Origin of the sequence: Epilithonimonas caeni DSM 17710 (assembly GCF_000426465.1) — a bacterium.
GTDB classification, from domain to species: domain Bacteria; phylum Bacteroidota; class Bacteroidia; order Flavobacteriales; family Weeksellaceae; genus Epilithonimonas; species Epilithonimonas caeni.
The window spans coordinates 326,906-344,187 of sequence record NZ_AUFK01000009.1 but is presented as its reverse complement, the minus strand read 5'-3'; the positions used below and the strand labels follow the sequence as shown (position 1 = coordinate 344,187).

16 protein-coding genes are annotated in these 17,282 nt (G+C 36.5%); 4 read left to right on the top strand and 12 right to left on the bottom strand.

Annotated elements, in window-relative coordinates; translation table 11 throughout:
* The first annotated feature begins 123 nt into the window (after window positions 1-123).
* The 3 genes from K319_RS0102900 (at window position 124) to K319_RS0102885 (ending at window position 4,851) form a co-directional block, all read left to right on the top strand.
* Window positions 124-3,222 (top strand): efflux RND transporter permease subunit, encoded by a 3,099-nt coding sequence (locus K319_RS0102900; protein ID WP_027382254.1) that lies wholly within the window; start codon window positions 124-126, stop codon window positions 3,220-3,222.
* Between the two features lie 584 nt (window positions 3,223-3,806).
* Window positions 3,807-4,427, top strand: coding sequence for a peptide deformylase (locus K319_RS0102890; protein WP_051230385.1), 621 nt, complete (start codon window positions 3,807-3,809; stop codon window positions 4,425-4,427).
* 79 nt (window positions 4,428-4,506) lie between these two features.
* Window positions 4,507-4,851 carry a phage holin family protein gene (locus tag K319_RS0102885; RefSeq protein WP_027382252.1) on the top strand — a complete coding sequence of 115 codons (345 nt, stop codon included), beginning with the start codon at window positions 4,507-4,509 and terminating at the stop codon, window positions 4,849-4,851.
* Window positions 4,852-5,049: 198 nt separating this feature from the next.
* Here the strand turns inward: K319_RS0102885 and K319_RS0102880 are convergent, their stop codons facing one another.
* On the bottom strand, window positions 5,050-5,637 hold the full coding sequence (locus K319_RS0102880) for a Crp/Fnr family transcriptional regulator (RefSeq protein ID WP_027382251.1): 588 nt from the start codon (window positions 5,635-5,637) through the stop codon (window positions 5,050-5,052).
* Window positions 5,638-5,775: 138 nt separating this feature from the next.
* Here K319_RS0102880 and K319_RS0102875 point away from each other — a divergent pair, with 138 nt between their 5' ends.
* Window positions 5,776-6,669, top strand: a complete 894-nt coding sequence (locus K319_RS0102875) for an SDR family oxidoreductase (RefSeq protein ID WP_027382250.1) — start codon at window positions 5,776-5,778, stop codon at window positions 6,667-6,669.
* Between the two features lie 42 nt (window positions 6,670-6,711).
* Here the strand turns inward: K319_RS0102875 and trpA are convergent, their stop codons facing one another.
* From trpA to K319_RS0102815, 11 genes are all read right to left on the bottom strand, one after another.
* Window positions 6,712-7,446: a tryptophan synthase subunit alpha gene (gene trpA / locus K319_RS0102870; RefSeq protein WP_027382249.1), complete on the bottom strand. Its 735-nt coding sequence runs from the start codon at window positions 7,444-7,446 to the stop codon at window positions 6,712-6,714.
* Window positions 7,447-7,749: 303 nt separating this feature from the next.
* Window positions 7,750-8,928: a tryptophan synthase subunit beta gene (gene trpB / locus K319_RS0102860; protein WP_027382247.1), complete on the bottom strand. Its 1,179-nt coding sequence runs from the start codon at window positions 8,926-8,928 to the stop codon at window positions 7,750-7,752.
* A gap of 223 nt (window positions 8,929-9,151) precedes the next feature.
* On the bottom strand, window positions 9,152-9,604 hold the full coding sequence (gene tnpA / locus K319_RS0102855; protein WP_027382246.1) for an IS200/IS605 family transposase: 453 nt from the start codon (window positions 9,602-9,604) through the stop codon (window positions 9,152-9,154).
* 44 nt (window positions 9,605-9,648) lie between these two features.
* Window positions 9,649-10,335 carry a phosphoribosylanthranilate isomerase gene (locus tag K319_RS0102850; protein WP_027382245.1) on the bottom strand — a complete coding sequence of 229 codons (687 nt, stop codon included), beginning with the start codon at window positions 10,333-10,335 and terminating at the stop codon, window positions 9,649-9,651.
* Window positions 10,336-10,348: 13 nt separating this feature from the next.
* Window positions 10,349-11,125, bottom strand: a complete 777-nt coding sequence (trpC, locus tag K319_RS0102845; protein ID WP_027382244.1) for an indole-3-glycerol phosphate synthase TrpC — start codon at window positions 11,123-11,125, stop codon at window positions 10,349-10,351.
* A 19-nt stretch (window positions 11,126-11,144) separates the two neighbouring features.
* Complete coding sequence (locus K319_RS19720) at window positions 11,145-11,855, bottom strand: class I SAM-dependent methyltransferase (RefSeq protein ID WP_051230383.1); 711 nt, start codon at window positions 11,853-11,855, stop codon at window positions 11,145-11,147.
* A gap of 10 nt (window positions 11,856-11,865) precedes the next feature.
* On the bottom strand, window positions 11,866-12,855 hold the full coding sequence (gene trpD, locus K319_RS0102835; protein WP_027382243.1) for an anthranilate phosphoribosyltransferase: 990 nt from the start codon (window positions 12,853-12,855) through the stop codon (window positions 11,866-11,868).
* A gap of 66 nt (window positions 12,856-12,921) precedes the next feature.
* Complete coding sequence (locus tag K319_RS0102830; RefSeq protein ID WP_027382242.1) at window positions 12,922-13,488, bottom strand: anthranilate synthase component II; 567 nt, start codon at window positions 13,486-13,488, stop codon at window positions 12,922-12,924.
* Window positions 13,485-14,024 carry an RBBP9/YdeN family alpha/beta hydrolase gene (locus K319_RS0102825; RefSeq protein WP_027382241.1) on the bottom strand — a complete coding sequence of 180 codons (540 nt, stop codon included), beginning with the start codon at window positions 14,022-14,024 and terminating at the stop codon, window positions 13,485-13,487. Before K319_RS0102825 ends, K319_RS0102830 begins: the two co-directional genes overlap by 4 nt.
* Before the next feature lie 3 nt (window positions 14,025-14,027).
* Window positions 14,028-15,446, bottom strand: coding sequence for an anthranilate synthase component I family protein (locus K319_RS0102820; protein WP_084403391.1), 1,419 nt, complete (start codon window positions 15,444-15,446; stop codon window positions 14,028-14,030).
* A gap of 270 nt (window positions 15,447-15,716) precedes the next feature.
* Window positions 15,717-17,267 (bottom strand): T9SS-dependent choice-of-anchor J family protein, encoded by a 1,551-nt coding sequence (locus K319_RS0102815; RefSeq protein ID WP_027382239.1) that lies wholly within the window; start codon window positions 17,265-17,267, stop codon window positions 15,717-15,719.
* Between the last annotated feature and the right edge of the window lie 15 nt (window positions 17,268-17,282).

The window sequence follows — 17,282 nt, the reverse complement described above, 5'->3', positions numbered from 1 at the left end:
ATCCGAAGGATTCAATATGAATAGCCGTAGGTGAAACCTATGGAAAATATTCAACATACAAATAGAACCCGAAGGGTTCAATATCAATAACCGTAGATACGATCTAAGGTAAAACCAAAACGTATGAACAAATTCATCAAAAATATCATAGCATTTTCACTCAAGAACAAAGCTTTCACATTCATTTGGGTGGCGATTTTGGCGGTCTCGGGATTCATCAGTTTCAAGAATATGCCGATTGAAGCATTTCCGGATGTAACCAATACCCAAATTGTCATCATCACCCAATGGAACGGACGAAGTGCAGAAGAAGTAGAACGTTTCGTTACCACACCAATCGAACTGGCAATGAGTCCGGTTCAGAAGAAGACAAGCGTACGAAGTACCACAATGTTTGGACTTTCCATTGTCAAGATTTTATTCGAGGACGGTGTGGATGACATCTTCGCCCGAAATATGGTTAACAATCAGCTGAGAACAGTAAGCTTACCGGAAGGCATTGACCCCGAAGTCCAGCCACCTTACGGACCAACCGGAGAGATTTTCCGATACACACTCGAAAGTAAAGGCAGAGATTCACGAGACCTTTTAACATTACAGACTTGGGTAGTTGACAGAGCATTACGAAGTGTTCCAGGTGTTGCGGATATCAACGTTTTCGGAGGTCAGGATAAAGTATTTGAATTGAGTATCGACCCAAGAAAATTAGACAAATATAACCTTACACCTTCCGAAGTTCTGGATGCTGTAACCAACAGTAATCTGAATGTTGGTGGAGATGTTATCGAGAAAAGCGGCCAGGCTTATGTAGTCCGAGGAATAGGTTTGGTGAAATCGATTTCAGATATTGAGAATATTACAGTTCACAGTGATGGCGGAAACCCGATTCTGGTTAAGAATCTAGCCGATGTTCACGAAGGTTCTTTGCCAAGAGTTGGTCAGGCTTCATTGGATAATGAAAAAGACACGGTTGAAGGAATCGTGGTAATGCGAAAAGGTGAGAATGCACAGGAAGTTCTGCTTGCGGTAAAAGCCAAAATCGATGAATTGAACAACAAGATCCTTCCGAAAGATGTGAAGATGAAAACTTTCTACGACCGTCAGAACCTAATGGATTTTACCACCAAAACAGTAATGCACAACCTGTTGGAAGGAATCATTCTGGTAACGGTTATTGTCTTGATTTTTATGGCAGACTGGCGAACCACTTTGATTGTTTCCATCATCATTCCATTATCGCTGTTATTTGCATTTTTCTGTCTCAGAATGGCAGGAATGAGCGCTAACCTATTATCATTGGGAGCAGTCGATTTTGGAATTATTATAGATGGCGCCGTCGTAATGGTCGAAGGGTTATTCGTAATGCTCGACCACAAGGCTCACAAATATGGAATGGAACGTTTCAACAAAATGGCGAAAGCAGGTTGGATAAAACAAACCGGAACCGGATTGGGAAAAGCGATTTTCTTCTCAAAGCTGATTATTATTACGTCACTATTACCAATCTTTTCTTTCCAGAAAGTAGAAGGTAAAATGTTCTCTCCATTAGCATTTACACTAGGATTTGCGTTATTAGGAGCATTGATATTTACTCTGACTTTAGTTCCCGTAATGTCTCATTTGTTATTAAAGAAAAATGTAAGAGAAAAGAACAATCCATTCGTGAACTTTTGGGATAGAAGTGTGATGAAAGGCTTCAAATTCACTTTTAGAAATAAAAAGATTAGTCTTCTAGTTTCAACTGTAATTCTTGCTATTACTTTATTCTCAGCCAAATTCCTGGGAACTGAATTCTTACCTCAGTTAAATGAAGGTTCGCTTTGGATTACCGCAGAAATGCCGATGAGTTCATCGCTTAAAGAATCTCTGAAAACGGCTGACGTTCTCAAAAAAGATATTATGAGCTTCTCCGAAGTGACAGGTGTTTTGGCGCAGACGGGTAGAAGTAATGACGGAACTGACCCGAACGGATTTGGTTTCGTACAGTTTGCCGTGAGTCTGAAGCCAAGAGAAGAATGGAAAAGAAAAATCACTTATGATGAACTGGTGGAAGAGATTGATAAAAAACTGAAAAACTATCAAGGAATTACCTTCAATTATTCTCAACCGATTTCCGATAACGTGGCAGAAGCCGTTGCAGGTTTCAAAGCGGAAAACGGAATCAAGATCTACGGTGATAACCTTCATACATTAGATAGATTGGCAGAAGAAGTTCTGGCTTCTATCAAAGATGTGGAAGGCGTAAAAGAACCTGGAATCATTAAAAATATTGGTCAGCCGGAAATAAGTGTGGTTCTTGACAGAAACAAAATGGCTGCATATGGTGTTTTGCCTGCCGATGCCCAAGCGGTTCTGGAAATGGCTTTCGGTGGTAAAACAGCGTCTGAAATGTTTGATGGTGAAAGAAAATTCCCAATCAGACTTCGTTATGCTGAAGATTACAGAAAGAATGAAGAAGACATCGCTTCTCTGATGGTTCCGACGCAGGATGGCGCTAAGATTCCGTTAAAGGAAATCAGTACGATTGAGAAAGAGAATGGAGCTGCGTTTATTTACCGAGATGATATCAAACGTTACATCGGTGTCAAATTTTCTATACGAGACAGAGATTTGGGAGGAACGATTGCCGATGCCCAGAAGAAAGTGGCTAAAATTAAATTGCCGGATGGTTACTCGATCGGATGGACAGGACAATTTGAAAATCAGCAACGTGCTACGAAGAGATTGGCGCAAGTGGTTCCGATCAGTATTCTCGGGATTTTCTTCCTGTTGTTCATTTTGTTTGGGAATATGAAGGATTCACTTTTGGTTTTGGCTAACGTTCCTTTTGCTTTGATTGGTGCGATTATCGCGCTTCATCTGACGCATATGAATTTCGGGATTTCTGCCGGAGTCGGAATGATTGCTCTGATTGGAATCTGCATCCAGAATGGTGTGATTCTGATTTCCGAGTTTCATCAGAATGTCAAGAACGGCTTGTCTCTGGATACATCGATAATGGAAGGTGTAAAAGTAAGAACCAGACCGGTAGTGATGACCGCATTAATGGCTTCAATCGGTTTGCTTCCTGCAGCACTTTCTACAGGAATCGGTTCTGAATCTCAGAAGCCTTTGGCGATTGTAATTATTGGCGGGCTGATTACCGCAACTGTTTTGACGCTATTGATTTTCCCAATTATCTTCTGGATTTTCAATAGAAGAAAAAATGAAGTTATAGATTAAATTATTGAGATACTTCGAGAGCCTCTGGATGGCAGCCTTAGCATCACTGGTTAATTGGTAACAATGTCGGGTTGAGGCTCTCAAAGCTCTTACAGGATAGAAATAATATTTATGGATAGCCACGAAGTGGCTTAAGTTTAGTAGCGTCGGGTGAAACCCGATGTATGTTGTTACATTTTTCTCTCTATTATTTGCGTTCCTCCAGGATTTTTCCAGAGGAACGTTTTGTTTGTCTTTGAGAAATTCAAAAAACGTCCGTATTTTTTATTAAAAACATCAAGACCTTTTCATTAAAACAACTTGACCTTTTTGTGAAAACATCAAGTTGTTTTTAATACCTTGTGTAAACGCTCTGTTCACAGTACTTTGCAAAGGTCATTTTTTAGCTTTGAAACAGCTTCGATTTTATTGAAATATTGGTTGGAATTTTTCAATTTCTATTTGGCAAAGCGCACCCCGACTTGAGCGAAAATCCTTTTTTGCTTGTACTACATTCTATTGATGTGAAAACTTTCTGCAAAAAAGATTGGGAGTGGAAGGCGGATTAGGTACCCAAACTATTATCTTTGATTTAAAATTAAATTATGCGGAATTTTATCTTGATATTATTACTAGTTATAGGCTTCCACGGATTTTCTCAGAAATTTTCTAAAGAAGAAAAAGTCCTCATCTTGGCGGGCGATGTGAAAACTGCTTTGCCGATTTACCAAATCGATAACGAGGAACAGCACAAGGTTTTGCTGGCGCAGTCGGAAGAAATATCGCCAAAGGATAAAACCTTGCCGATTTTGATTGAAAGGATGAAACTGGCTTTGGCAGGAACAGGCGGAGGTGTTGGGATTGCCGGACCGCAGGTTGGTATCAACAGACGTATAATTTTGGTTCAGCGTTTTGATAAGAAGGATGCACCAGTGGAATATTTTATCAATCCGAAGATTACGTGGTGGTCCGAACTGCTGAACAAAGGGCCGGAAGGCGACCTTTCCATCGAGAATTTCCGTGATGTTTTCTACAGAAGTTACAGTATCCGTCTGGAATATTATGACCTCGAGAATAAAAAGCACGACGAGATGGTGGAAGGTTTCACGGCCGTGATTTTCCAGCACGAGATAGACCACCTTTCGGGGATCTTGATCCCTGATAAACTGGAAAGAGAAAAAGGATCACAGTACAAAGAAGTAAAAGTTTACCAGAAATCTAAATAAGTAAGACATAAGCCAATTGCCGAAAATCAGTTAGGTCTGGTTTTTGAATAGGAAAAGCCAATCATAAAACCCTAAAACTATGAACTTTATTATTCGTTTGCTGATAACTGCCATTTCAGCATTTTTACTCAGCAAGATCCTTTCAGGCGTACATTTTGAAAGCTTTGGTGCTACTATTATTTTCGCTATCGTTCTGGGAATCCTGAACGTATTCGTAAAACCGATTCTCTCGATCCTGTCATTGCCAATTACGATTATCACATTAGGATTGTTTTCCTTCGTTATCAATGCATTGATGATTCTTCTGACCGATTATTTTATGGACAGTATGCAGATTGATGGCTTCCTTTGGGCATTGCTCTTCAGTATTTTGCTATCACTGGTAACATCAGCTTTCTCTACGATATTCGAGAGCAACGATTAAAAAACATAAAGAGTTTCAAGAAATTGAAACTCTTTTTTTATAATATTCATTTGGGCAATTCCCTTACCAACTCCAGGTCCAAACCTCGGGTCGGGCTATCCGCTCATACTCCTCGGCCAACGTCTCCGCTACGCTTCGTCGTCGGCCTGCAGGGTAACCGCTACTATCCCTATTGCTTTCCAGTATGTCGTTATATTTTTACAGGACAGTTTTCAGGATATTCCTTCGCACACGTGACAAGGTCTCTCTGGAAAGTCCCAGATAAGAAGCGACCATATGCAAAGGAACTCTATTGAAGATGTCAGGATAAGTATTGATAAAATCCAGATATTTCTCTTCCGGGCTGCTGCTGATATTCATCAAGAGGCGTCTGTGGATTTCCATTGATTTTCTTGTCAGGATATTTTCTACAAAAATATTGAGTTCAGGGATTTGTTCTCTCAGTTCGGCAAAATCCTCAAGATTAAAAGCAAAGATCTCTGAGGCTTCCATCGCTTCGATATTGAGTTTTGAAGGCGCATTGTTGTAAAAACTTTCGGGGTCGGTTGTCCAGGACATTTCATTTACGAACTGGAGAATATGTTCGTTTCCGTCTTCGGAGATTGAATAATTTCGCAAAAGCCCTTTAGCCACAAAGATTTTCAAATTGCAAATATCCCCTTGTTTACATATGGTCTCTTTTCGTTGAAGTTTTATCAATTTACTTTTATATAAAATGAAATTGAACTTTTCATCCGTGAAATCGGGAAGCACTTTCTGAAAATAATTTTTAAGAATCTCTGACATTTTCAAAACTGAAATTATATTTAAAATTAATTCTTTTTATTGGATTAATTTAAAAATTGTGTCAAATGACCTCGGTTTTGAGATTCGGTCACTACTAAATTTGTATCAGTAATTTTAATAAGAACAAAATTTAAGAATATGAAAGTATTTGTAACAGGAGCTTCAGGATTTGTAGGCTCAGCAGTTGTAAAAGAATTATTAGCAAACGGACATCAAGTCGTTGGATTGGCACGTTCGGAAGAATCTGCACAATCCATCAAAGAATCTGGAGCAGAAGTTTTGATGGGCGATCTGGACAGTCTTGATATTTTGCAAAAAGGAGCAAGGGAGGCGGATGGCGTTATTCATACAGCCTTTATCCACGATTTTTCGGATTATCAAAGCAATGCAATCAAAGACCAGAAAGCAATCGAAGCCATGGGCGAAGTTTTGAAAGGAACTGATAAGCCCATTGTAGTAACAGGCGGAACATTAGGATTACCATTGATTGAAGGAAAAATAACGGAAGAAAGCAAAGCACCAGCAGAATCCATCAGGTTTTCTGAAAAAGCTTTTCTTGACTTATCAGAATCAGGTGTTAACGCATCAATCGTTCGTCTTTCACCAAGTGTTTATGGAAATTCTGAATTAGGTTTCAAGGGAGGTTTTGGAGTAATGCTTGCTGAACTAGCAAAGGCTAAAGGATCAGCGGCTTATATTGGTAAGGGCAATAATGTCTGGCCAGCGGTTCATCGTTTGGATGCGGCGAAGTTGTTTCGTTTAGCTCTTGAAAAAGGTGAGAAAGGAGCGAGATACAATGCTGTAAATAATGATAAACAGTTGTCAATGAAAGAATTTGCAGAACTGATAGGTGAAAAACTGAATATTCCTGTAAAATCTTTGTCTATAGAAGAAGCTCCGGAATATTTTACCTGGATGACGTTTTTTGTTGGAGCAGATTGTCCCGCAACAAGTTTGAAGACTCAGGAAAAATTAGGTTGGAATCCTTCTGAGAAAAGTTTTGTTGAAGAACTGAATCAATATTTTTTCTAAAAATAAAAACAGTCTTATTTGAGAAAGTAAGACTGTTTTTTATTAATTTATAACACTTTTGATAAAGCTTTCTGCTTTTGATTGCCAATCTTGGTTTTCCAGCAGAATTTTCACAAATGCAGTTCCGATAATTCCACCTTGGGCTTTTTCGGTTACGTTTTCAAAATCAGATTGATTTTTGATTCCGAATCCTATGAAAACTGGATTTTTCAAATCTAAAGAAGCTAATCTGTCCAGATAATTTTCATTCTTCAGAAGAGCATTGTCGTTTCCGGTTGTGGAAGAGGAACTCACGGCGTATAAAAACCCTGAACTCAAAGAATCCAGATATTTGATGCGTTCTTCCGAAGTTTCCGGCGTTACTAGAAAAGTGAAATTCAGATTGTGTTTTTTAAGAATTTCACCATATTTATTTTCAAATTCAATGGGTGGCAAATCCGGAATAATCAATCCGGCAACACCGACTTCAGCACATTTCTGACAAAAGTTCTCGAATCCGAACTGAAGAACCGGATTCAGATAACCCATCAATATCTTCGGGATCGTAACAGAGTCTTTGATTTCAGCCAATTGCTCGAATAACTTTTTGATAGACATTCCGTTTTTCAAAGCCAGAGAATGTGCATCCTGAATCACTGGTCCATCCGCAACCGGGTCGGAATAAGGAATCCCTATTTCCATCATATCCGCTCCAGATTCCTGAATCAGCTTTGCAATTTTTCCGGTGTCTTCCAATTTCGGAATTCCGGCTGTGAAATATATGTTTAGTTTTTTCATTTTGTTTTTAAATTTATTATTACAAATTTTTAATAATTAGAATTTTCCCACCATTTAAAAATATCCTTTGAAATTTGCTCAGAATCAAATTCATATGAAAATATCCATAAGTTGTACAAAGTTCAGATTCAATGACTCTTTTCAGTATATTTTCGTCAGTTCCTTTTTCTAAGTGCTTTAATATTTTTTCAGTTAGATTATTGAATGATTGTTTGTCTGCACTTTTAATTAAGACCATTGAATAAATAAGCTCATTCAATTCATTTAAACGAAAATCATTTCTATTAATCATAATAAAATATTCTATAAATTCTTCAAATACGTTTCCATATCCTTGTCGCCACGGCCGCTAAGACAAATCACAACAATATCATTTTTTTCAAATTTCTTCTTGTCCAAAACCGCCAAAGCGTGTGCACTTTCCAAAGCCGGAATAATGCCTTCTATTTTTGTCATTTCAAAAGCTGATTTCAAAGCTTCATCATCATTGACACTGAAAAATTCTGCTCGTTTTTGCCTGAAAAGATTAGCGTGCATAGGGCCGATTCCCGGATAATCCAAACCTGCAGAAATAGAATGCGGCTCAATAACTTGTCCGTCTTCAGTCTGCATTACCAAACTTTGACTTCCGTGCAGAATTCCTAAAGTTCCAAGAAAAGTAGTCGCTGCAGATTTACCGGAATTGATACCAAAGCCTCCTGCTTCCGCTGCAATGATTTTTACACTTTCCTCATTTACAAAATGATAAAAAGTTCCGGCTGCATTGCTTCCGCCGCCAACACAGGCAATGACATAATCCGGATTTTCTCTACCGATTTTTTCGTTCAATTGCTCTTTGATTTCTTTCGAGATAATACTTTGAAATCTTGCTACCAAATCAGGAAAAGGATGCGGCCCAACCACACTTCCGATAATGTAATGTGTTGTTGAAGGATTGTTGATCCAGTCTCGCAAAGCTTCATTCACAGCATCCTTCAGGGTTTTGGAACCGGATGTTGCAGGGATTACTGTTGCACCAAGCATTTTCATTCGGGCAACGTTCGGCGCTTGTCTTTGGATATCGATCTCGCCCATATAAACAATGCATTCTAAACCTAATAATGCACAAGCTGTTGCCGTTGCAACGCCGTGTTGTCCGGCTCCGGTTTCTGCAATGATTCTGCGTTTTCCTAGTTTTTTGGCTAATAAAGCTTGTCCTAAAGCATTGTTGATTTTGTGAGCTCCAGTGTGATTCAAATCTTCTCTTTTTAGATAGATTTGAGTCTGATATTTTTCGCTCAGGTTTTTTGCGAAATAGAGTGGAGTAGCACGCCCGACATAGTTCTTCAACAAATCCTGAAATTCTGTTTGAAATTCTTCGGACTCAATGATTTGGATATATTTTTCCTGTAATTCGACAACGTTCGGATAAAGCATTTCGGGAATGAAAGCACCTCCGAAATCGCCGTAGTAACCATTTTTATCTGGGTTTTGAAAGTTCATTTATTTTAATTTTTTATTGTTCTGATGAGCCACAAAGTGGCGATTTAATAAAGGGTAGGACGCTAGTCCTATTAAACATATCATATATAATATACGATATGGAATATTCAAATACAAAATATCAAATTTTATTTTGATAGGAGATTGCATTTTATCCTTTATTAATTACTTTTTTTGATAGGATTGTATCTTATCCTTTGTTAAATCGTCCCTTTGGGACTTTTCAATCCCAAAGGTATTTCTCATTGTATTCCATATTGTATTTTTTGTAATAATTAATGATTTCTGTTTTAAAGTCAAATTCCTTGTGATGTTCTCTTTGATTTTTAATATACTTTTTCACAAAAGAAATGTTATTAGGACTTACTGAAAATGCTCCATAACCATCTTGCCAGAAAAAGTCTTCATATTTTTTGCCTTTTGTTTTTATCCATTTCGAAGAATGTGCTTTTACTTCCTGAACCAATTTCATTAAGGCAATTTTCCGGGATAGGAGACAAAGGATATGAATGTGATTATCAGTTCCTCCTATTTGCAATGCAGTACTTTCAAAATCTTTGCAAATCTTTGCTATGTATGAAAACAATTCGGATTCAATTTTTTCGTCTATAAAATCATTTCTATGTTTAGTGCTAAAAATAATATGTACATAATTTTTTACTAAAGACTGAGGCATTTTATTTGTGTTTTTATTTTAATAGGATTATATCCTATTCTTTGTTAAGTCATTCCTTCGGAACTTTCTATTTTTTTTATAAATTTTTTTACTTTTTCTAAATCTTTATTTCCAGGTTCGATCTCAAATTTTGAGTTGATGTCGAGCGCAAAAGGTTGATGGCTGATGGTTGACAGTTGATGGCTGTTTTCCAATGAAATCCCCCCGCTTAAAAAATAAGGAATTGGAATCTTGATGTCATTTAAAATGTTCCAGTCAAAGGTTTTTCCTGTTCCGCCGAAAGCTTGGGAATCGGTGTCAAATAGGAGATAATTGATAGTTGTTGGTTGTTGGTTGATGGTTTTTTGTAACTCTTCTATAGTTTGATTTCCTATTCTAATGACTTTGATGATTTTAATACTTTCACCTATCATTTGCCTTAATAGCTTTATATATTTTTCATCTTCATTACCATGTAATTGAATTATATCAAGATGAGCTTCTGAAACTATTTTAGCAATTCCTTTGATACTCTCGTTTACAAAAACACCCACTTTTTTGAAATGTGGAATTTCCGCAATTTGTTTTAAACTCAAATGATTCAAAACATATCTTGGAGATTTGTCATAAAAGATAAATCCTAGAAAATCAATTTTCAAATCAACCAATTCTTTAATTTGATTTAGTTTTGTTAATCCGCAGACTTTTAGTTGATAGTTTTTGGTTGTTGGTTGTCGGTTAGTTGTACTCATTACTTTGTACATTTTACATTATACTTTTTACAAAAGTTGCGAATTTATTTCCCGGATTTTCATTTTTCATAAAATATTCACCCATTAAAAATCCATCAAATCCTTTTTCTCTTAAAAAATTAAAATCTTCTTCGTTATAGATTCCGCTTTCTGCAACAGAGAAAATATCTTTTGGAAGCTGGTTTTTCAAATCTACGGAATGCTGCAAATCAACTTTAAAATCTTTTAAATTTCTGTTGTTGATTCCTACAAAATCAACATTTTTGTTGATCTGTTTTAATTCTTCTTCAGAATGGATTTCCAATAAAACTTCGAGATCGAGAGAATGCGCCAATTCTGTAAATTCCAAAACCTGATTTGGAGAAAGGCAAGCAGCAATCAACAAAATGACGTCTGCTCCGATTGATTTTGCTTCATAAAACTGGTATTCATCAATCATAAAATCTTTCCTCAGAATAGGAATATTAACGTGATTTCTGACACTCAAAATATCGTCAAAACTTCCTCCAAAAAAATCTTTGTCCGTCAAAATAGAAACCGCACTTGCTCCGAAATTTTCATATTGTGAAGCAACTTCCAAAGGTGAAACTTTGTCATTGATAATACCTTTGCTTGGCGATTGTCTTTTGAATTCGGAGATAATTCCGGATTTTGTCTTGATCGTTTCTTTTAACGAAAAAGTTGGCCTGCCAAAAAACGCCGAATCTTTTAGTTGTTCAACAGAAATTTTGGATTTTGCTTCTGCAACTTCCTGTTTTTTTCTTTCTATGATTTTATCTAAGATATTCATTCTATTTAGTAATTAGTTTCTACAATACTCTTAAGGCAGCTTGATTTCCATTCCAATCAACAAAACTTTCAGTGTGAGCAATCCACTCATAATTTATTCTAGTTTCTTTAATGAATTCAGTAAATGCTTTATACTCATAGTTTTCATAATTTTGGTAATTGTAAAATTCGTCAAACAAAATTATTGTTCCGGATTTAATCATTGAATGACTATATAGAATATCCAATACGTCTTTAGTAGAGCTGTATAAGTCGCAATCAATATGTATTAAAGAAGCCCTATTCTTATTTTTACTACAAAACTCAGGTAATGTCTCATTAAATAATCCAATAATTAATTCAATATTTTCTTGATTTATATTCGGCGCTAGTCCATTTCTGGAATAAGAATCTTTTTTGTAAACTTTATTATTACTAAATATCCAATCTTCAGGGAGTCCAAAAAAACTATCAAATCCATATATTTTAGCTTTTTCATTTTGTTTTGCTATAAAGGAAATGGATTTGCCAGAACCAACTCCAAATTCTAACCAAATTCCATTGGTATCAGCTTGTTCGATACAAAATTTCAAATATTGCCAATATGAATGATTGGGGTCGGATAAATTAGGCTCGTGGGTATGCCTATATCTTGAAATTAAGCATTTTTCACACTGGCAATATTTCACAGAAGTATTTTTTCCTTCTGTGAATTTTTCACTTTTTTTTAGCTCTGTTATTATATCCATCATTTTGTAACTATTAATTTTTAACCAAAGAGTTTAAACAATTCGACGCTTTTCCACTTTTTAAACTTTCTTTTGCCAAAGCCAAGCAATCCTCATAATTCCCATATTTTCCTGTGTTTTCTAAAGCAATTGAAGCATTTGCCAGAACGACTGAATTTTGTTCTTCAGTTCCATTACCTTCTAAAATCTTGATGAATAATTTTGCAGCATCTTCTTTGGTTTCTCCACCGAAAATACTTTCTGGAGAAACATTTTTGAATTTCAAATCTTCTGCGGAATATATTTTTTCACCTGATTTGCTGAAGATTTTAGTATCACCGGTTAAGGAAATTTCATCATAACCGTCCAAAGCGTGAACAATCATAAACTCGCTTTTTTGCTTCTGCAAAAGATATTGATAGACTCTTGCAATTTCCAAATTCGCAACACCAATCATTGTGAAATCCGGACGTGCAGGATTAACTAAAGGCCCAAGCAGATTGAAAAAAGTTTTCAGACCAAGCTGTTTCCTAAGTGGCGCAACTGACTTCAAAGCGGGGTGGAATAACGGAGCGTGCAAAAAACAGATGTTTCCTTTTTCCAGATCGGCTTTCAAATCTTCGGAATTATCTTTGAATTGGTATCCCAATTCTTCCAGAACATTGGATGAACCAGAAATAGAAGATGCACCGTAATTACCTTGTTTCGCAACTTTCTGTCCGGTTCCGGCAACGATGAAACTTGCCAAAGTCGAAATGTTGAATGTATTTTTTCCGTCTCCGCCAGTTCCAACGATATCAACCAGATCTTTTGTTCCCAGATCGACAGGTTTTGCCAACTGAAGTAACGCTTCGCGGAAACCTTCGAGTTCTTCCAAAGTAATTGTTCTCATTAGGAAAACCGTAATGAAAGAAATGACCTCGCTTTCGTTGAATTTATTTTGTGAAATTTCAATCAGAATCGCCTTAGCTTCGGCTTTCGTCAAAGTCTGATGATTGAAAAGATATTGTAGGATTTGTTTCATAATATAGTTGTTAGTTGATGGTTGTTAGTTGTCGGTTTTTTTCTATCAACAGACAACGAGCAACTGTCAACCATTTAAAAAGTTATCTAAAATCTGTTTTCCATCAGGCGTCAAGATACTTTCCGGATGATATTGAACGGCGTGAACATCATAAGTCTTATGTTTCAAACTCATAATCATTCCACTTTTATCAACGCTTGTGATTTCCAATTCCGCAGGGAAATCAACAGGATTTACAGCCCAACTATGATATCTTCCAACTTCCAAGGTTTTGGGTAAATTATTAAAAATTTTATGCTCATTGGTTTGTGTGGCTTCAGTCGCAACGCCGTGATAGATCTCGGAAAGATTAATCAGACTTCCGCCAAAAGCCTCCGCAATAGCTTGCTGTCCCAGACAAACTCCGAAAATTGATTTTGTAGGCGCATATTTTTTGATCACATCCAATAAAATTCCGGCTTCCTCGGGAATTCCGGGACCTGGGGAAAGAATGATTTTGTCATATTTTTCGATATTTTCCAAAGGAATCTGGTCGTTTCTGTAAACATCTACTTTTTCGCCGACAATCTGCTCAATAATTTGAACAAGATTGTACGTGAAACTGTCATAATTATCGAAGACTAATATTTTCATTTTTCAAATTTTTTTAACATTTCTAAACCCTCTTTCCATTCTCCAAACCCAGAATTAGCATTGATATGCCCAGCATTTCCAATGTTTATTAATTCGCTTCCCCATCTTTGTGCAAAAAACTGTGCTTTTTTCAAACTTACCCAAACATCATCAGAACTAGTAACAACTATGGATGTAAAAGGTAATTTTTCTAAAGGAATAGGAGAGAAACCTGTTGCTGGAAAAGTATAAATAGGCGATTCTATATCACTTGGAGCAACCAGGAGAGCTCCTTTAATTTGTTTTTTGTATTTTTCAAACCATTTTACAATTGTCGCACAACCTAAGCTATGACCTATTAAAACCACATTTGAAGTTTTAAATCTTGAAATTGTTTCTTCTATATTGTCAATCCAATCTGTACAATCTGGTGCATCCCATTCCTTTTGATTTATTCGGTGAAAATTTTCACCGAATGTTTCGAAATAACTTTGCCAATGTTTGGGACCAGAATTTCCCAATCCGGGAATAATAAAATATTGTGTTTTGTCTTTCATTTTTTAAATATTGTTTGCTTTTAGTATAGCTTTTTTCAGAGCGCCTAATTTGTTATTAACTTCCTGAAGTTCGTTTTCTGCAATAGATTTTGCAACAATTCCGGCTCCGGCTTGGTAGAATAAAGTATTATTTTTACTTAAAAAAGTTCGAATCATAATCGCCTGATTACAACTTCCGTCAAAACCTACAAAACCGATACAACCTGCATAATAGCTTCTGGACGTTTTCTCGTGCTCATCAATTAATTGCATTGCACGGTATTTTGGAGCACCGCTCAAAGTTCCTTGTGGGAAAGTAGTTGCAATCATTTCGTACGGATTCTGGTCTTCTTTAACATCGGTTACAACTTCGGAAACCATATGAATGACGTGAGAGAAAAAGTGGATTTCTTTCAGTTTTGAAACTGTTGTGTTTTTCCCGTGAATGCTTAAATCATTTCTTGCCAAATCTACCAACATCGTATGTTCCGCATTTTCTTTCGGGTCTTTTTTGAGTTCTTCTGCTGATTCCAAATCTTTTTCGATGTTTCCAGTTCTTTTGAAAGTACCTGCAATGGGATGAATAATCGCTTTTCCATTTTTGATTATCAATTGGCTTTCCGGACTGGAACCTATTAATTTGTAATCGCCGTAATCGAAAAAGAACAGGTAAGGAGAAGGGTTGATATTTCGCAAAGCACGATAAACATTGAACTCGTCACCCTGGAATTTCTGTTCAAATCTTCTGCTCAAAACCAACTGGAAAACATCGCCGCGGAAACAATGTTTCTTCGCAAATTCTACCGATTCCAAATATTCTTCATCAGTTAAATTGGATGTTTCCTCGCCAAGAGATTCGAAAGGGAAGACCGGTGCGTTTTTTTGATTAATGATGTTTTCCAATGTTGAAAGTTCTGATTTCAATCCATTGATTTTATTTTCAATCAGGAACATTTCGTCGTTGTGATGATTGATTGCAATCACATATTGATAAAGACGATAACGCATCAACGGAATTTTATTTTCCTCCGATTGTTCCTTGAATTTGATATTCTCAAAAAACGGAATCGCATCATAACTTGTATATCCGAAAAATCCCTGTGCTTGCTTTCCAATCTCGTGGTTTGGTTTTTCGCATTGGAAACAGTTAGAAAATTTCTGCATCAAATCAGACAATTTCTCATTTTCAAGATTGATTTTCTGTGGATTTTCAAGAGGAAATTTAAGTTCAGCTTCTTGATAATCTCGGATTTCTATTCCTGCGATCGCATTGACACAAATAAACGAAAACGAATTTTCAGAATTCTGATTTCCTGCGCTTTCCAGAAGAATCGTATCACGAAATTGGTCGCGAAGGCGAAGATAGATTCCAATTGGCGTGTAAAGGTCTGCTAAACGGGATTTAACAGAGGTTTTTATATTGATTATGTTTTTTAAGTTCATTTTAAATAATTTTCATTTTTATTAAGGCTTGTCGAAGCCCTAAAATAAAAAAGACCTCAACAAAAAATGTCGAAGTCTTATTATGATTGAGTTATAGTTAGTTCAGAATTTTAGAACACCGATAATCCTTCCAGACCCGACAAAGAGTTTGAAAGCCACCACCAGTTATTGTTGTTCATAAGTTTCATTGGGACAAATTTAGAAATGATTTTTAATTCTGCAACAATTTTTTTTCGAAAATCTATAAATTGTAACCTAACTATTTGTAAATTATTTTATAACCTTCTGACTTGTAACTGATTCGTTGGTCTCAATTTTCACCAAGTAAGTACCTTTTTGATAATTTCTGAAGTCGATCTTGTTGTTATTTCCTTCAATTTTTTTAATTAATTTACCATCAAGAGCGTAGATTTCTACAGATCTGATTACGTCATCAGTTTTAATATTCAAGAAATCGATAACTGGATTAGGATAAGTCTTGATATTGGTTTTATTGATATCAATTACTGCCAAATTGTTTTTTGTAAAACTGATATTATCCAATCTCAAAGCAGTTGTTGTCGTAACTTTTGGAGTTGTATTTCCAAAGGCTATGTAATAAACACCGTCAGCCGTCGTCGTATAGCTCACGGAATGTTCTGTATAAGTTTGTTGAGAGACAGTTTGTGTACTTAGATCTACAGTGATATTATTTTTGTCTGGGGCACTTGCTATAGCAACCTTCAAAGTAGCAGGTTCAGCAGATTCGTTTCCTATTGATGTATAATATTTTGCTGTAACCGTTTCACCGTTTTTCAGATAGATCGGATAAGAAAAAATCCAGTCATTTTTCCCAGCAGCAGAAGTACTTGTATTATTATAAGCATAACCACTTCCATTTTGAGCAACAGCTTCATTTTCTCCCATCAACCAAGTTGTAGAAGCCCAGCCATCCGAGTCATATTCGCCATAGTTCTCAACTGTTTTTTCGAAATCGTAGGAATAGGGAAGTTCTGTTGGCGTCCAAACTGATTTCGGACCAGCCCAGCCGGAACCACAACCTGCATTTTTCAGGAAGAACTGATATCTTTTTCCAGCCTGGAGGTTGTCAAAGTTTTTGCTTGTAGATGATGTTGTTCCCTTGGAAGAAACAGTAGTGTCAAAAGTCGTCAATCCCGTATCATAGCTATTAATTCCGCTGGTTGCAGACCAATTGACCGTTACTGAATTTGGTTTAAGATCCGAAACCGAAAATCCGTCTAATGAAGGCATCATACAGTCTGGAGACTGGCTGATATACAGATCATCCAAAGCCAGATAAGTTCCGCTGTTGGTATTATTAACGAAAGCCAAATAAACTGTTTTTCCTTTATAATTTGAAAGGTCCAATGTATGGCTGGCATAATCAAAAGGCTGCTCATTGTCTATCTGAGTCAGGGTTGTAAACGATGCCATATCGTCATTCGTTTCCGAAATTTTGACGGCATAAGAATCTGTGTATTCAAAATCATAGGATTTTCCTTTCCAGTAAAGTGTTGGTGTTCCTGTATTTGGAATGGTGATTGCCGGTGTGATCAACCAATCGTTGGCCTGGCCTTCTGGGTCGTAATAAGACGTACTGAAAGCAATTTTGTTGTCATAACCATCATAGAACTGAATCCACGCTTTCTCATTAAAATCCTGGACCTGTCCCCATTCCGGAACTGTTAATCCATCTGCATTGATCGTTTTGAATTGTGATAAAGGTGTTCCGTTGTTGTTCTCGAAACCAGCATTGAAAACCTGCGCATTGATATTAACCAATAATGATAAGGCTAATAAACTGATAATTTTTTTATTCAATTTAATAAATTTATA

Bases quoted from the DNA above. Each gene is read 5' to 3' on its own strand.
- K319_RS0102900 (WP_027382254.1), top strand. From the start codon at position 124: ATGAACAAATTCATCAAAAATATCATAGCATTTTCACTCAAGAACAAA.
- K319_RS0102890 (WP_051230385.1), top strand. From the start codon at position 3,807: ATGCGGAATTTTATCTTGATATTATTACTAGTTATAGGCTTCCACGGA.
- K319_RS0102885 (WP_027382252.1), top strand. From the start codon at position 4,507: ATGAACTTTATTATTCGTTTGCTGATAACTGCCATTTCAGCATTTTTA.
- K319_RS0102880 (WP_027382251.1), bottom strand. From the start codon at position 5,637: ATGTCAGAGATTCTTAAAAATTATTTTCAGAAAGTGCTTCCCGATTTC.
- K319_RS0102875 (WP_027382250.1), top strand. From the start codon at position 5,776: ATGAAAGTATTTGTAACAGGAGCTTCAGGATTTGTAGGCTCAGCAGTT.
- trpA (WP_027382249.1), bottom strand. From the start codon at position 7,446: ATGAAAAAACTAAACATATATTTCACAGCCGGAATTCCGAAATTGGAA.
- trpB (WP_027382247.1), bottom strand. From the start codon at position 8,928: ATGAACTTTCAAAACCCAGATAAAAATGGTTACTACGGCGATTTCGGA.
- tnpA (WP_027382246.1), bottom strand. From the start codon at position 9,604: ATGCCTCAGTCTTTAGTAAAAAATTATGTACATATTATTTTTAGCACT.
- K319_RS0102850 (WP_027382245.1), bottom strand. From the start codon at position 10,335: ATGAGTACAACTAACCGACAACCAACAACCAAAAACTATCAACTAAAA.
- trpC (WP_027382244.1), bottom strand. From the start codon at position 11,125: ATGAATATCTTAGATAAAATCATAGAAAGAAAAAAACAGGAAGTTGCA.
- K319_RS19720 (WP_051230383.1), bottom strand. From the start codon at position 11,855: ATGATGGATATAATAACAGAGCTAAAAAAAAGTGAAAAATTCACAGAA.
- trpD (WP_027382243.1), bottom strand. From the start codon at position 12,855: ATGAAACAAATCCTACAATATCTTTTCAATCATCAGACTTTGACGAAA.
- K319_RS0102830 (WP_027382242.1), bottom strand. From the start codon at position 13,488: ATGAAAATATTAGTCTTCGATAATTATGACAGTTTCACGTACAATCTT.
- K319_RS0102825 (WP_027382241.1), bottom strand. From the start codon at position 14,024: ATGAAAGACAAAACACAATATTTTATTATTCCCGGATTGGGAAATTCT.
- K319_RS0102820 (WP_084403391.1), bottom strand. From the start codon at position 15,446: ATGAACTTAAAAAACATAATCAATATAAAAACCTCTGTTAAATCCCGT.